The 16088-nt window shown below is 32.6% G+C and carries 15 protein-coding genes and 1 tRNA gene; 8 read left to right on the forward strand and 8 right to left on the reverse strand.

Translation table 11 applies throughout. The features are described from left to right. Positions 1-83: 83 nt before the first annotated feature. Positions 84-1109, forward strand: coding sequence for a glutamine synthetase beta-grasp domain-containing protein (locus tag AC0L3Q_RS18640; protein ID WP_473281849.1), 1026 nt, complete (start codon positions 84-86; stop codon positions 1107-1109). A 105-nt stretch (positions 1110-1214) separates the two neighbouring features. On the opposite strand, the gene AC0L3Q_RS18645 is transcribed toward AC0L3Q_RS18640, so the two are convergent. Then, the gene (locus AC0L3Q_RS18645; RefSeq protein ID WP_073317218.1) at positions 1215-2168 is read right to left on the reverse strand and encodes a calcium/sodium antiporter; all 954 of its coding nucleotides are present in this window, start codon (positions 2166-2168) and stop codon (positions 1215-1217) included. A 181-nt stretch (positions 2169-2349) separates the two neighbouring features. On the opposite strand from AC0L3Q_RS18645, the gene AC0L3Q_RS18650 reads away from it, so the two are divergent. The 5 genes from AC0L3Q_RS18650 (at position 2350) to AC0L3Q_RS18670 (ending at position 5564) form a co-directional block, all read left to right on the forward strand. Then, positions 2350-2706, forward strand: coding sequence for a BlaI/MecI/CopY family transcriptional regulator (locus AC0L3Q_RS18650; protein ID WP_073317215.1), 357 nt, complete (start codon positions 2350-2352; stop codon positions 2704-2706). Positions 2707-2710: 4 nt separating this feature from the next. Beyond that, positions 2711-3937: a M56 family metallopeptidase gene (locus tag AC0L3Q_RS18655; RefSeq protein WP_473281851.1), complete on the forward strand. Its 1227-nt coding sequence runs from the start codon at positions 2711-2713 to the stop codon at positions 3935-3937. After that, positions 3904-4311, forward strand: a complete 408-nt coding sequence (locus AC0L3Q_RS18660; RefSeq protein WP_473281853.1) for a hypothetical protein — start codon at positions 3904-3906, stop codon at positions 4309-4311. Before AC0L3Q_RS18655 ends, AC0L3Q_RS18660 begins: the two co-directional genes overlap by 34 nt. 109 nt (positions 4312-4420) lie before the next feature. Further along, the gene (locus tag AC0L3Q_RS18665) at positions 4421-4576 is read left to right on the forward strand and encodes an SsrA-binding protein (protein WP_473281855.1); all 156 of its coding nucleotides are present in this window, start codon (positions 4421-4423) and stop codon (positions 4574-4576) included. Positions 4577-4745: 169 nt separating this feature from the next. Beyond that, complete coding sequence (locus AC0L3Q_RS18670; protein WP_473281857.1) at positions 4746-5564, forward strand: hypothetical protein; 819 nt, start codon at positions 4746-4748, stop codon at positions 5562-5564. A 58-nt stretch (positions 5565-5622) separates the two neighbouring features. On the opposite strand, the gene AC0L3Q_RS18675 is transcribed toward AC0L3Q_RS18670, so the two are convergent. Then, complete coding sequence (locus AC0L3Q_RS18675; protein ID WP_473281859.1) at positions 5623-6135, reverse strand: adenine phosphoribosyltransferase; 513 nt, start codon at positions 6133-6135, stop codon at positions 5623-5625. Between the two features lie 381 nt (positions 6136-6516). Between AC0L3Q_RS18675 and AC0L3Q_RS18680 the strand changes: the two genes are divergently transcribed. After that, the gene (locus AC0L3Q_RS18680) at positions 6517-7851 is read left to right on the forward strand and encodes a hypothetical protein (RefSeq protein WP_473281861.1); all 1335 of its coding nucleotides are present in this window, start codon (positions 6517-6519) and stop codon (positions 7849-7851) included. A 178-nt stretch (positions 7852-8029) separates the two neighbouring features. Continuing rightward, a tRNA-Arg gene (locus tag AC0L3Q_RS18685) sits at positions 8030-8103 on the forward strand. 110 nt (positions 8104-8213) lie between these two features. On the opposite strand, the gene AC0L3Q_RS18690 is transcribed toward AC0L3Q_RS18685, so the two are convergent. From AC0L3Q_RS18690 to AC0L3Q_RS18715, 6 genes are all read right to left on the reverse strand, one after another. Beyond that, positions 8214-9653, reverse strand: a complete 1440-nt coding sequence (locus AC0L3Q_RS18690; protein WP_473281863.1) for a hypothetical protein — start codon at positions 9651-9653, stop codon at positions 8214-8216. Between the two features lie 13 nt (positions 9654-9666). Continuing rightward, positions 9667-12900, reverse strand: coding sequence for a DEAD/DEAH box helicase (locus AC0L3Q_RS18695; protein ID WP_473281865.1), 3234 nt, complete (start codon positions 12898-12900; stop codon positions 9667-9669). Between the two features lie 210 nt (positions 12901-13110). Beyond that, positions 13111-13827, reverse strand: a complete 717-nt coding sequence (locus AC0L3Q_RS18700; RefSeq protein WP_473281867.1) for a GIY-YIG nuclease family protein — start codon at positions 13825-13827, stop codon at positions 13111-13113. Positions 13828-13869: 42 nt separating this feature from the next. Continuing rightward, on the reverse strand, positions 13870-14583 hold the full coding sequence (locus AC0L3Q_RS18705; RefSeq protein ID WP_473281869.1) for a hypothetical protein: 714 nt from the start codon (positions 14581-14583) through the stop codon (positions 13870-13872). A gap of 254 nt (positions 14584-14837) precedes the next feature. Next, a complete protein-coding gene (locus tag AC0L3Q_RS18710; protein ID WP_473281871.1) occupies positions 14838-15368 on the reverse strand; it encodes a metallophosphoesterase family protein in 531 nt (176 codons plus the stop codon). An 11-nt stretch (positions 15369-15379) separates the two neighbouring features. Then, entirely contained in the window at positions 15380-16084 is a 705-nt protein-coding gene (locus AC0L3Q_RS18715; RefSeq protein ID WP_473281873.1) for a hypothetical protein, read from the reverse strand. Between the last annotated feature and the right edge of the window lie 4 nt (positions 16085-16088).

Raw genomic sequence — 16088 nt, forward strand, 5'->3', positions numbered from 1 at the left:
CATATCACCCCTATTTTTTTTGGTTATACAAAAAGTTAGATTAATTTTGGCGACTTAAGAGTTCAATTTATAAAGTGTTAATTATGAGCAAGTCTAAATTAGAATACATTTGGTTGGATGGATATAAGCCAACTGCTAATCTAAGAAGTAAAACAAAGATTGAAGATAACTTTAGCGGGAAGCTTGAAGATTGTCCAGTATGGTCTTTTGATGGTAGTTCTACAAAACAAGCAGAAGGTGGATCTTCTGACTGTTTATTAAAGCCAGTAGCTATCTATCCAGATCCAACAAGAAGAAATGGATACCTAGTAATGACAGAAGTTTTAAATGCTGACGGTACGCCACACGAATCTAATGCAAGAGCAACAATTGATGATGATGATAACGATTTCTGGTTTGGTTTTGAGCAAGAATACTTTATCATGGACAAAAACACTCAACTACCTTTAGGATTCCCTGTTGGTGGTTATCCTGGTCCTCAAGGGATGTACTACTGTTCTGTAGGTGGTAAAAACACACACGGTAGAGATTTTGTTGAGGAGCATGCAGACCTTTGTATTGATGCTGGACTTAACTTTGAAGGAATCAACCAAGAGGTTGCTAGTGGACAGTGGGAATTCCAATTATTCTCTAAAGGAGCTAAAAAAGCTGGAGATGAGATTTGGGTAGCTCGTTATTTATTAGATCGTCTTACTGAAAAGTATGGATATTATATTGAATATCACCCAAAACCAATTAAAGGTGACTGGAATGGTTCTGGTATGCACGCTAACTTCTCTAATGAAGTTTTAAGAACTTGTGGTTCTAAAGAGGTATACGAAACGATTTGTGAAGCGTTCAGACCAGTAGCAAAAGAACACATCGCAGTATATGGTGAGTTCAATGATCAGAGATTAACAGGAGAGCACGAAACACAATCTATCCACGAATTCTCTTATGGAGTATCTGATAGAGGAGCATCGATTAGAATTCCTATCATCACTGTAGAAAAAGGATGGAAAGGATGGTTAGAAGATCGTCGTCCTGCTTCTAATGGAGATCCATACAAGATTGCTGCTAGAATTGTAAAAACAGTTAAAACTGCTGACGTAGAAGCATTATTAGCTTAATCATACATGAACTAACCAATCGTTAGTTAAACGCAAAAAAACCTCTAAGAAAATTCTTAGAGGTTTTTTGTTATTGTTAAAGATCTTCTTTTAGAAAACCAGATTTTATTTTATAAATACCAAAGCAATAAAAATACAATAGGCCACAAATATCAAAAGACCTTTTGGTCGTGTTAGCGTCATTTTTTTAGGCACAAATGCCAACGGTAATAGAATCAAAGCAAAACCTAACATCCAGTAGATATTGACTCCCATTAAACTTTCATCCTTTACTGCGATAGGTTGAATCATCGCTGTGATTCCCAATACCGAAGCGATATTAAAAATATTAGATCCAATCAGGTTTCCTAAAGAAATCGCCTTTTCTTGTTTTAACGCAGCGATAACCGAAGCCGCCAATTCGGGAACACTAGTCCCCACTGCAATTAACGTAACTGCAATTACCCCTTCACTTACTCCCATACTCAATGCAATATCTTCTGCGCCTTTTACCAACAATTCTGATCCAAAATATAGTGCTGCACCTCCAATCAGTAACCAAACTACAATTTTAAACCCTGAAGTTTTCTCCAAAGAATCATCAACTTCTTCAAGGGTAGCATCCGCAAATTTTCTTGACCTCCTGATCAGCAAAAAGAGATAAATTAATAAGGACGCAAAAAACAACAATCCTTCTAGTTGTGTCAAAACTCCATCATTCTTTAATACCAGATACAACCCAAACGATAATAAGACCATCACCGGCCAATTGAATTTGTAAAAATCCCTATCGATTGCAAGAGGTCCAATAATAGCCGTGATTCCTAATACCAATCCAATGTTTGCTATATTCGATCCAATCACATTACCCAATGATATATCGGATAAACCATCTAATGCCGCCTGGACACTAACCAATAACTCCGGAGCCGAAGTAGCAAAAGAGACAACCGTAAGCCCGATAACCATTTTTGATAGCTTTAGCCGAAAAGATAACGCAACCGAAGATCGTACCAGAAACTCCCCTCCTACTACAAGAAGAACAAGTCCTATCAATACATAAAGTATACTTAAAAACATTGTTTATTATTTGGATGCGAATATAGATAATAAGAAACGGATAAGGTAATTCTACATCTACTTTTTATGAAACTTTGAAGGCCTATTTCTAGTTGAAAACTATAAAATTCGTTAAATAACTAAAAAAATAGTTTCATAACTAAAATTATAGTTATATATTTGACCAATAACAAATTTCATCATGGAAAAACTTACAACAAAGGAAGAAGAAATCATGAAAGCCCTTTGGAAACTTGAAAAAGCATTTGCCAAAGAGGTACAGGCAGAACTAGGGACATCTGCACATTATAACACGGTATCTACCATTATACGAAATCTGCAAGATAAAGGGTATGTCGGCCACAAGGCTTTTGGTAAAACACATCAATATTTTCCTGTGATTACCAAAGAAGAATATCGCAGTCGTTTTGTAAGCAAAGCCATGAAAGAATATTTTAATGACTCTTACAAGAACCTGGTTTCCTTTTTTGCCAAGGAAGAAAAAATTACGGCCGAAGAACTTAGAGAGATTTTAGAAGTTATCGAACAAAAAAAATAATGATATGGAAGCTTTTATCTTTTACACACTTAAAGTAGGTTTTCTACTCTCCTTATTTTATGGAGTATATTTCATTTTACTTCGTAAAGACACATTTTTCTCCGTCAATCGCCATTTCCTATTGTCTGGGATTATCGCATCACTTTTACTACCCTTTGTAGAATTTACTACGGTCACTTATATAGAACCTACACTTACTACAGGATCTATTATACAACCGACCAACCTCACACCAACCCAAGATACTTCTATAAATTGGTGGTTTGTTGGGATTACTATATATGCCGTTGGAGTATTTCTTATGATAATCCGTTTTCTAATTCAGGTACTATCACTACGTCGTTTGATACACAAACAACCTATACAAAAGGAAGGGAAATTCAAGCTTATTGAAGTCGAAAAAGACATCGCCCCTTTTTCCTTTTTGAATACCATTGTCTATAATCCCGCTTTACATACCCAGGAAGAATTAGAGATGATCATTACTCATGAAAAGATACATGCACATCAACTACATACTCTAGACACCCTAATTGGGCACCTTTTTGTCATTTTTCAATGGGCAAATCCGTTAGCATGGTGGTATAAAAAAAGCTTGGAACAAAATCTAGAATTTATCGCAGATCGGGAAGCTTCCAACAATTTATCCTGCAAAAAAGAATATCAACTTACTTTAATCAAAGTATCATCAAATAATACCGTTGCTATTGTCAACAATTTTTATCAATCATTAATCAAAAAACGAATAGTTATGCTAAACAAAAAAGATTCAAACAAACAGAATTTATTAAAGACTTTTGCGATCCTGCCTCTGCTCAGTGTTTTCTTATGGAGTTTCAATACCACTACCATAGTCAAAGAAAAAACCACTTCAGCAACAAACAGTTCATATACCTATTTTATATCAAAGGATAGTAAAACAGTGAAATTTATCATTAATAAAAGTTCTTCTAAACAGGATCTGGAGAGTATCAAAAAAACATTGGAAGATGAATATTCAGTTAAAATCAGTTTTTCTAACATCAAACGCAATGGTGATGGAGAGATTCTAAGAATCGAAATGAAAATGTCTTCAGAAAAAAGCAATGCCAATTATGCTATAGAAAACGATGCACCAATCAATCCGATTACGATTACGTATAACAGTAAAACCAAAAAAATCAACATCAGCCAATCCGAGAATGGCAACATTCATGTTTGGTCTTCAAAAAGAGTAAGAAAAAAATTGTAGAAATTGATTATGACGAGGATGAAGACTCTGATGGAGAGCATAATATTTCTATAGTAACTAGTGGTAAAACCAAAATAATCACCAAAAAGGACAAAAACGGTAACATTATTACCGAAGAGATTCACGGAGATGACGATGATAATATTTTTAAAATACACACCAATGACAAAAAAACCTTTGCATTTACAACTAATACCGGCGGCAAAGAGCCATTATTTTTTATCGATGGTAAAAAAGTTGAGGCCTCAGACATGAAAAACTTAGACTCAGATGATATTGAAGAAGTGAATGTATATAAAGGTGAAAAGGCCAAAAAGAAATTTGGTGTAGAAGCAAAGAATGGCGTGGTTGAAATCATTACCAAAAACAAGTAATCCAGCATCCATTTTATCTTTGGCTAACTGATAGAGCATAAATAAATTATCTCATAATTTCAATCAAAAAACTCATCTCCTAAAGGTGAGTTTTTTGTAATTTTACAACATGAAAAATCAACTATTTGCCATCCTAGCCAAAATCAACAAACTAATTCTACCTAGCTTTACAAAAAGGAGATTAGACCTTAGCAAAGCTTCTAAATTTCAACTCGCTATTTTTGGCTGGAGACTTTACGTCACCAAAAGAGCGCTAGACGTTTAAATTAATTTCATTGATATCCGGAGTGATTCAATAAACTATTAAGGAGATTGCTTATCAAATAGCCAAAAATTCTGAGGCTTTTCATTTTTCTGCAACAGCTACTTTCTCTTCTCGTATTTAAAGTAGCAATTAAGTATTTCACAATCAAAAAAACCAAAAAGACAATCATATGAAAAAGTGGATCATTTTAGGAATGGGTATACTGGGTATACTATCCTTGTCAGCATTTTCTACAAATCACAACATGACCGACATCACCGAAGCAGTACAAGATGAAGTTACTGCGGTTATCAGCAAAAATACCACTGAACAGGAATTAGAAGATTTAAAAACATTTTTTGCTGAGAATGGTATAGAATTGATCATTAAAAAAGTGGAGTATAATGATCAGAATGAGATTACTACCCTAAACATTACCTTAAAAAAGGGAAATTCAAAAAGTCAATATTCTTCATCTTCTTCAGAACCTATTTCTAAAATAGAACTGGGTTTCAAAAATGACAGTTTATATATCAATCAGCCGGGATCTTTTGATATCGCCTCTTTTGGCAATCAACATACGTTTACCTTTCCAAAGGTAGCAGTAGATAGCCTTTTGAAACAACAAAACTTTGCTTTCAACTTTGATTTTGATGAAGAAAACGATTCTTTGTTTTTTAATGGACGAGGCTTTGATATGAAAAAGTTCAAAGACATGATGAAGCAATCATTTTCTTTTAACCAAGACGAAAACGGAAACTTCTTTTTCAACGGTCAACAAATTCCTAATATCAATGCCAGATTTGGTCCAAAATTCAGATTTATAGACGATCCAAATATCGAAAAACTAATTATCATTGATGGAAAAGAGGCAGACTTCCAAACATTGGATACTTTGGCGAAAGATGACAAGTTAGCAGAGGTTGATTTTCTAAAACCGCAAACTGCTATTAGCGTTTACGGAGAAAAAGCAAAAGATGGGGCAATAATCGCAACTACCAAAAATTAGGTAGTACTTCTTTATATTGAGTTTGACGAAAAACTTTCACCGATCTGGTGGAGGTTTTTTAGTATTGCAACAAAGCTACAGTATCGGATTCTAGCTTCTCTCTTCCTTTCAGAAAATCCAACTCCATAATAAAATTGCATTGTACGATAATCCCTCCGGCTTCTTTGACCAATTGACAAACTGCAGCGGCCGTACCTCCAGTTGCCAATACATCGTCATGAATCAAAACACGCTCTCCAGGTTGTATGGCATCCTCGTGCATTTCTAAGGTATCTTCTCCATATTCTAACCCATAGCTTTTTGATTTCACTTTGTAAGGCAGCTTTCCTTTTTTGCGCACAGGTACAAAACCGGCTCCTAAACGTTCTGCAATCATAGTTCCTATAATAAAACCTCTGGCTTCGATACCAATCACTTTATCCACTGTAGTATCCGCTGGGCAAAATGCTGCTAGTTGATCTGCACAATGCACCAAAGCTTTATGATTTGCTAATAACGGGGTGATATCTTTAAATAAAATTCCAGGTTTTGGAAAGTCGGGAATATCTCTTACAAATTCTTTTACATCCATTGGCCCAAAATAATGAAATTTAAAAAAAGAGGGCAAAAAAAGATGAAAAACGCCTTCAAAATTGAAAACATTCAAAAAAAGCCCCTACAAAAATTATATTTTCAAACACAAATCAATCATTTCAACAACAAAAAACAACTCACTTAAAGACAACCACCTTACATATTAAAACAAAATTCATTTTTTCACTTACAAAAACGCAATCAAATTCATAGATTTTTATCCAAAAATTTTGAGGATATTACCCCAAACTATATATTAAAAAAACAATGGACAAACAGAACTAATTTTTCAATATTTAAAAACAAAGAAAACATGTAAACAGTACTACTTTCCGGGTAAACAAAAAACAATCATTTAAACATTTTAAAACTAAACAACATGCTTACATTTATAGGAATCGTGATGATTCTTACAGGAATCGCTTTACTAATTATCAAACCTTTTTTTGCCAATTCAAAACGACTCAATTGGTTTACAAAGGGTCGTAGTTTCCAAATGATAGGACTAGGACTCGTACTAAGTGTCATCTCTGGGATGTTCTTTTATGCCGAGCCTGGTACCGCATATGCAGTGCAGTATCCATGGGGAAGCCAAAAGGCGGTCGTAAACCAGGGAATTAACACCAAAATGTGGGGACGATTAATCCCTATACAATTTGAACTACCGATCAAATATGTAATCCCAGGTAAAGATGGTGAATTGGGAGAGCAAAGCAAATATGCCAATGTAGATAAAGCCAAATATTGGGCATTTAGCGATGCAGTAAAGGCCAGAATCGCAACTTCGGTAGTCATAAGTATTAATACGGCAGATGAGGACCAATTCTTATCGGTGGCAGACCGTAATAAAACAGAAAGAAACCTGATACGCTCTCGTATCATCCCAAATATTGATCAGTCCTTAAAAAACACCTGTAAACTGATGGATGCTCAGGATTATATTTCTGGACAGGCTTCAGACTTTGACAGATATTTTAAGGATCAGCTCGAAAACGGTATGTATGTACTAGAAGAGTATGTAGAAAATGAAAATCGTGAAATCATTGGAGATAGCACCACCCTAAGAACGATCACTAACAAGGAAACGAAACAAAAACGTTTCAGAATCAAATTTAGGGATGGAAAGCCAGTGAGAGAAGAAGGCAACTCTTTACGAGCGTATGGACTAACGGTGGTACAAGCAGTAGTTACCGAGATTGATTGGGAGGCGACTTTTGATAAGCGACTACAATTGCAAAAGGAAGAAGTGGCACAAACCCAATTAGAAAAACAGCAGGCCGAAAGAGAATTTTATCGTGCACAAAAAGAAACCGCTCGAGGTGAAGCAGAAAAAGCTGCAGAGCGTGCTCGATTAGAAAAAGAGCAAATTCAAAAAACGATTGAAGCTGAAACCAAAGCCAAGGTTGCTGAGTTTAACTTGATTGAGGAGCGTAAAAATTATGAAGTAGCGCAGTTCAAAGCCAAAACTCAAAAAACCCTTGCTGATGCGCAGTCGTATGAAAATGCTAAACTGGTAACTGCTGGTCTTACGCCACAGGAGCGTGCAGAGTGGGAATATAAAACCTCGGTAAATGTAGCTCGAGAGTTAAAAGAGTTAAGATTACCTGAAATTTATATCCAGGATAGAGGAAAATCCAGTAATGAAGGTAATCTATTGCAATCTCTAATTGGTGCCGAATTGGCCAAAAAGATGATCAACAAACCTCAAAAGTAATCCATACTTTGAGTTAAAGTTGAAGAATCTGTAAGATAAAACAGCTATCTGATCCATGATTTTTAAAGGTATCTTCCTTAGAATCAAATCAGGTAGCTTTTCTTTATAGAAAAATTAAGATTATATTTTGTTATGAGGATAAAAAACACCTATATTTGCACCCGCAATAATTAAAAAAGGCCTCGTAGCATAACTGAATAGTGCACTTGATTACGGCTCAAGAGGTTACAGGTTTGAATCCTGTCGAGGTCACAAGAAAACCCTTTAAAACATTGATTTTAAAGGGTTTTTTGATTTTTAGGGGGATAGTTAGGGGGAATAATTATTTTATCTATCTAAATTATACAAAAGACATTTAATTTCTAATCTTTAGATCTGCCCAATATTGAAGATATGGACTTATATCCTTCAATAAAATTCACACCAATAGAAACATATGGATTACCATTTTCTCCAACTAAATACCAGCCATATCCGAACTTGACTGATCTTAGAAACATAGAAACAGACAACCCTAAACCAATGTTCGTGTTTTCATTGGAATCTTGTAAAACTATTAACTCTGGACCAAAGCTAGGATTGATAAAATTGCTCCAGAAACTAGCTCCTTTATTAAGCTTATAATGAAAGCTTAATCCTGAACTGCCTGCAGGAGCAAAGGTTGAATTTCCTTGTCTAATAGTATTAATCCAAGCAAAACCTCCACTAGGTGTCGTTTCCCAACCATAATCCTCAAACTCAAAAGTTGTAGTAAAAGAGACATTTGCATCAGAAATATTGTAGACCGTTATTATGAGCTTATCTCCAGGTTGAGGGTTATCCATACTCGTATTAACTTCAGTTTGTATTGGGGGATTTGTCTTTAAATCAATTTCAAAATTATAGTTTAATTGACTTGTTGAATTATTTTTTTCGTCCAAAACATTTTTTTCAAATTCTAACTGATTAGTTTCAGTATTTACTTCGTAAAAACCACTTACAGTTATTGGAACAATTGCACCACTTTTTCTTTTAAGGTAAGCTTTTACAGATAATTCAATATTGTTCAATTGACTGTAAACTTGTTTATCAAAGAGTATATCAATAATTGATCCAGGGCGTATATAATGATAAGATGCATAATTACTAACTGATGCCATTTTATTCTTCCCATTTATTCTTGGATTACGCACAATAAATTTTGTATAAGCAATTGGGTTTCTTATATCGGCATTATAAAACGGATTATAAGTAATAGATTTATTATTATTATGTGGAGTTATACTTTTATTCTTTAGAGAGTTTGTTTTAGTATTTTCAACTACTATTTCCTTTCTCAAATCATTAATTCCTTTTTTGAGTCTTGTAGAAAAATCATTTGACAAACAAATTGACAAACCATCTTTACTTAATTCAGAGGTAAGAGAATTATACAGCTTAGAAAGAAACTTGACGTTTTTATAGTCGATAATATCACTTTGGATATAACTATTATCTATAGAATAATCTATTTTTTGTTTTGTAAGATCAGTAAATTTATAATTATCATTTATAGATGATAGATAACCATTTTCTCTATTAATTAAGCTAATCAAAGCGTCTTTATTAATATTATCATTTGCATCCTTTATTTTACTAAGTTCTCCAGGTGGTACATTTATTTGCTTGTCTACTTTCCATAAAAATTCTAATTCAATTGTTTGATTTGGTCCGGTTCTATATTTTACCTCAAAACTTTCGTTGCAATTTAAAGTAAAAGTATTTACCTGTGAATAAGATGTAAACGCTAAAGCGAAAATGATAGTGAGTAAATTTAATTTCATTTTATTATTATTATTATTTATTAGTAATTACCTTTAAGACAATATTACCTTGTTTCTTAATATGATTAGCTGTTACACCTAATAGGGTAAGAATTTCATTAGATGCTTTTTCTTTAGAAAGTCCAGGCTGAACAATGTAAATACTATATTTCACTGGTTTAGTTCTCTTTACTACTTTCAATAATTTCTCTAAATCTTCAATTGTACCTTTTCTCAATCTTGTTTGATTAACACGTTTTTTCTTAAACTCGCGTTTAATAAGATGGTTTATAAATTCTTTTCCATCTTTATATTTCCAAACTAAAGATTTCTGTGCTTGACCACAGACCTCGTAGAAGTTTTTGATTTGATTTGAGACTCTGCCTTCTACTGCAAATTTTAAATGATAAAGCTCTACCCTAATTTCAGTAGCTTCATTTTTAATAGTTAATATATCTGCTATCTCTCCACTATCATCATCATTAAAAACAATATCATAATCCTGTTGAATAAATTTTTGAATACAATGATATTGTATTGATGTTGTTCTAATGTTATCAAATTTCTCTGATTCCTCATTTAAAAGAACCTTCCCCCAATTCCATGCTATTAGTTCTGATTTGGGATATATTAAAACATCTTCATTAAATTTGACATAATCGTTTCCTAATAAATATGAACCATCGGCAAACCAAAATATTGGAGGGAAATCATTAAAAAAATCTTCAGCATTATCAAATATTGTTGATCCCATTTTTATTGTAGGATTATTCACTGATGTTCTTACAATCCTGTAGTCATAAACTAGTTCTCCGTTTATCATTGACTGTGACAACTCTTGTTCAAATATGATTTTATCTCCATTTAAAGTGTTCAATGAAAATTTTAAATTTCCATTATCACTTAGATCAACTATGTTTAATTCTGCTCCTGAGAGATCGTAAACAACACTATTAACCTTAAATGTTAAGCCTTCTTGCGATTCCTTGTAACATTTAGAATTCCAATCAACTGTAATGTTATAAAGTGCTGGTCTTGATGATATCTTTTCAGGTTTTATCGCATTTCTAAGTAATATTTCATTCGGATCTATTGATGTATTAGATAACTTGATACTTAATGCATCACACCAATCAATAAATTCATTAATTGCTCCTCTTGAATATGACCATATTCTGCCCTTTCTAGAACACCCAATAGAAACCACGTCTCCTTGCTCAAATCCAACTCCAAACACATTATTACTAATACCCTGCTTTTCTTCTGCTATTGATAGCCCTTCTTGCACTCCTTTTCCATAATATGATTGAAAGGTGATATCTTTACCCCTACCCCTATGAAGCCCTACATTATACAACTTGATACGATCTATATCGTAAAACGATTTGAAAACGTTTTCATCTTTTATTAATACAGCTTCTTGTCCAATAATTGATTTTGCAAGTTCCTTATACTCTCCCCCTTTTTCTGAGGAATGAATAAAAAGTAAATTATTTTTTTGCTCCCAATAAACGATAAATATATTCCATTCCGTATTGTATACATCCTTAAAACTTCCCCAGTCTACAGCCTTTCTCTTTCCCAAAAAAATCACCAAAGTTTTACTTTTCCTGTTTATATCATTAAACTTATGGTCATATTCATTATAACCTTTAATACCATTTTTAAAATTGGTTGGAAACCAATTATCAGTTTTGTTTTTATAAACGACAGTACTAAATGCTGGTCGGATATCTTGATAAGGAATAACTGACTCTTCTATATTCTCAAAATCAGACAAAAACTCTTGCAAGTCAATTTGTTCCTGTGTAGCTTGATGACTTAAAGTAGGTAAAATCGAATTCCAATTTGATTCTTTAAAATATAGTAAACCTAATTCGTCATCAATTTTTGGTTGATGTAAATTTGCTACAAAGCTAGCATTCCCTAATCGACTATCACGACTAGTCCTGGTGAATCTACCAGCAAATTGTAATGTTATTGGCAAACTTTTTCTAATATCGTGAAATGCTGCAATTTTTAGTTCAGGTAAATCAAAACCTTCACCTAACATGTCAACGCATACAATTATTCTATGCCTTTTAGCAACAATGTCCTCTTTTATTTTATTTTTTTGTAAAACAGTTGAATGTATCAAAATAGGTGTTAAATCTTCAAAATCACTGTAAATTTCAAATACTTCAGATGCCCTATCTTTGTTTTCACATCTTGCCATTAGAATATGATCATAATTATTGGCTAAATCTTCTCTTAACTTCTGTATTGCCACTTCTGCAATTTTCTTGTCAGCTAATTCCTTATCATACTCTCTTATAGGAATAAAATCAATAACTTTAAAGTATCCTTGTTCTTGTGCTTCTTTAAGAGTGAAATTATAAATTATCCTTCCATCTAATAATTGCCCATCATTTCTGTATGGAGTAGCAGTAAACTGCACTACTTTTGATTTATCGAACCTATTAATAAATCTATTCCAATTACCAGCTTTTGAATGATGTGCTTCATCTACAAATAAGTGTGAGCATAAATCTGATATCTCGTTTTGATGTTGCAATTTAAGTCCCGACACCAAGTTCATCGTTGTAATGATTACATTACATTTATTCATAAACAACTTGAGTTCCGCAAGATTTTCAAAACTGGTATTTACTATTCCTACAATTGGATATTTAGCACTTGGTAATAAAATACTTTTTCCATTGATATCATTAACTTTTAAAAGACCGAGATTAAAAAATTTATTTGCCAATTGAGATCGTAATGAATCCGATGGGACGGTGACTAAAAGTTTTTCGCATTTATTAGCTACTAAAACAGAAAGCATGGTTTCCGTTTTCCCGGTACCGGTAGGTAAAACAATAGTCGCTAAATCTCGAGCATTAGTTAAATGCCCTAAAAGAGAATGAATGGCACCAATTTGTGGAGTCCTTAAACCAAGTAATCCTTGATCAACATTCTCTTTTTTAAATGTAAAAACTTCATCCCAAGAATTTAATATTTCCTGTGGATTATTTATTTTCTGCGCAGGGTTTTTCAACCATCTAATGGTTTCTATATTTTCATTTTGTAAATCTTCAGAACTAAATTTCTTGATTAATACAATATTTTCAGATTCTTCAGGAATATCATTTTTATTGGAAGTCATAAAATAAACAACATCATTTCTGTCTTTAACTACTATAGAGGTTCTATTAGATTTAACTAACTCGCACTCTCTTTCAACTTCCGGAAGAATTAAATGTTTTATTATGTTTTTTATATCTACCACCTAGTTTTTCAATATTGAATATCTCCGGAAACTTTAATATCATAGTATTTTTAGCTTTATATTTATTATTTCATCTCAATTCTTAAAAAAGAAACCCTTCCTCTAAAAATCTCTTTTTAGAGTGAAGGGTTATGTTTACTTTTTAAATATAGTATATTTTTTGGTTTATTCTAGCCTACAACATAATTAATTGATAAATTCCCCATTTTCTTATTTTAGCTTTTTGATATAATCTAACAATTCTTTAGATGGTTTAAACCATTCTCCTTTCAACCTATCTTTGCTAAATTTCCTATGCAGCTTTTTCTCCAATTTATAACCACCAGCAGATATAATTTTAAGTATTTCTAAATTTGCTTTTTCTGTTCTTTGAAGAACTTCTCTTCTCTCCTCAGGATGGACAGACACACCTATTTTAATATTTTTACTAATAGTATTCTCGATAAAATAGACATGTTTCTTATCAAATTTATGCACTAAAGAAGCTTCATTTCCAGAGTCATTATAAAGACTGTCTTTGACTTTTTTCCACATTTTCCAAACATCATTTTCATACTTTCTATTATAATAATCTTTTAGCAAAGAGTTTACTTTTTTTGTTCGATACCAAGGCACATAACCGCCTAATTTAGATTCATAAGAAAATTTACCAGCAAACTCTTTTATTTTGCTAACAGAAAGTGTGTCTTCTGTTTTACGCATTTTCAATAGAGTGAGTTCTTTATTTTTATCAATCAACAAATGTTTCCGGATTACAAATTTCACTAATGACTTAGTGCTAACTTTGTAAAAATTATGATCCTTATCTGGAACTAAATTTTGTATTTTTTTCCATAAATCTGGTTCTCGATCAATAGCAACACACAAATAATACGCCGTGTTAAAACCAGATAATTCTTGGTATTTTTTCCTAACGGTACAGTTCATCGTTATCTAATTTAAATTACATCATTAAGATCCTTTCGGAAATTAAAACTTATCAATGATCACATATTCTTTAAGACTCCTGTCAAAAGACTTGAAGAATAAAGGTTCGATATTTTTCAACTTAGAATAATCAATCCAATCTTTTTTATCTGTCTTAATACCTGTACTGTAATTTGCATTTATCCCGTGCCACGAAAGATGAATTTTTAAGTTTGGATATAACTCCCACACTTCTCGTAATAGTTCTATAAAATATCCAGTGTTATTTCTACCAAAAACTCCACCATGAGGTTCTATATACATAAAATCACCTTTAATTTTTGATAAACTATCAAGCTTGATTTCTTTATTGTAATACTTTCTAACATATATTGTAGCTTCCCCTAATATGGGAAGAATTGCTTTATAACTATCCGACTTTAAGTAGTCTAGAATATGGTAGGTAAAAAAACTTTCATTTGAAGGATAATCAAATTGAAAAACCTCAAACACCTTTTCAAAAATATCTTTATTATAGGATGTTCGGAAGCTATTTTCTATTGAAGAATTAAAAATATTAGGATAGAATTCCCTATAGCTCCGTTCTCTTTGAACTAAGTGTTCCCATGTTTTATAACCCCAACAATTTGCTAAAAGGTTTAACGATTTTCTTTTAGGAATTCCATAATTTTTAGTAATATAATTTGCTTTAGGCTTTATACGATATGACCAAAAAGAATATATGCAAGGCGTTTTTTCTTTGAATAGTGTAGTCATAATTTATTAATTTATCAGAAATAGGATGTCAGCTACCTAAATCCAAACATTAATAAATTATACTTGTTGAATTAATTAAACCGTGGTTTAGCCTTGGGATTTTAAGCTGACATAATCCGAGCGCCGGTTTGCACATTATTGTAAAAATACAAAAAAACTTTTATATTTAATTTTCAACAAAAAAGACACCATTCAAGCTAAATACTCACGTTTAATGAACCCATCAGCTTTCTATATTTTGCAATCCTAGTACCCTAAGATTTATTTTTAATAATAGCTCTTACTTCTTCATAAGAAATAGGATAAAAGTTATGACAATCTACGCCTACATCTAAAGCTGATTTTCTATTGAAACCTTTTAATTTACCGTGAGAATGCCCAAAAAGATGAATAGAACCGCTGTATTTTCCTTTCCAAGTCATTAAAGGGTAGTGCATCATCACAATAAGTTGATTATTGGCAGAATTTGGATTCGGAAGCTTTAGCTCGTGATAATCTTTGATCCACACAAACCGAGCTTTACAATTCCGATTCAAGTCATCATGGTTTCCTTTGATTAAATGAATTTTACCATTTAATCGCTCCAAGATCTCAACAAGTTTACTGGATGCCATTAAGCCAATATCACCTAAATGATATACGGTATCATTCTTTCTAATCTTCTCGTTCCATTTCTGTATCATAATTTCATTCATTTCATCAACAGATTCAAAAGGTCTTTTGGCGTGTTTTATTATCCCTTTATGCCCAAAATGATGATCGGATGTGAAAAATATGGTACTCATAAGAAATTTAGTTATTGCTTTGCAGGTGATAATTTTGGTTTTCCGTTTAGTTTGTTTTTTGGATTGTCTTTACATCCTCCTATATGATTTCGATAGGCACTAACTGATTTCTGTAATTGTCCGCAATGAGGACAGGTAAGTTTTTCGTTGGCTTCTTCTAGACTACTTAAAGTCCTTTTTAGGCTTTCTTTAGTCTTGGATAGTTCTTCTTTGGATTGTTGAAGGACTAAGCCGGACTTGTCAAGATCATTTAGTAGACTTTTATTTTCATCCTTTAGTTTTTCATAGTCTCGTTGCCATATCTCTAGGTTGTTAATTTGATTGTATTTTTTTACAAACAGATCTGCATATAAGTAATCAATTAACCCCAAAAGCAAACACATAAATACAGTTGTTAAGTACCAACTAAAAGGTTTCTTCTCCGCAGAAAAAACATCAAAAAAAAGCAAAGTCATAAAGAAGCTGCAAAAACCAAAGATTTCGGGAAAACCTACTTTATACTTATGCTTTAATAAATTGGAGTTTACACTAGTTAATAATAAGGGAAATGCCACCGCTATTCCCAACATCACAGAAGCAAATAACTTTAAGTTTTCATTCATATACTCAGGTAATACTCTATAAAATAATACCCCTGCATCCACAATGAATGCAATAAGTAATATGAGCATCGGTATTAGTATCGCTTCTAATGAGTTTAAAAATTTTGCTATCATAGGA

The sequence above is a fragment of the Aquimarina sp. KJ22-3 genome (assembly GCF_055808215.1).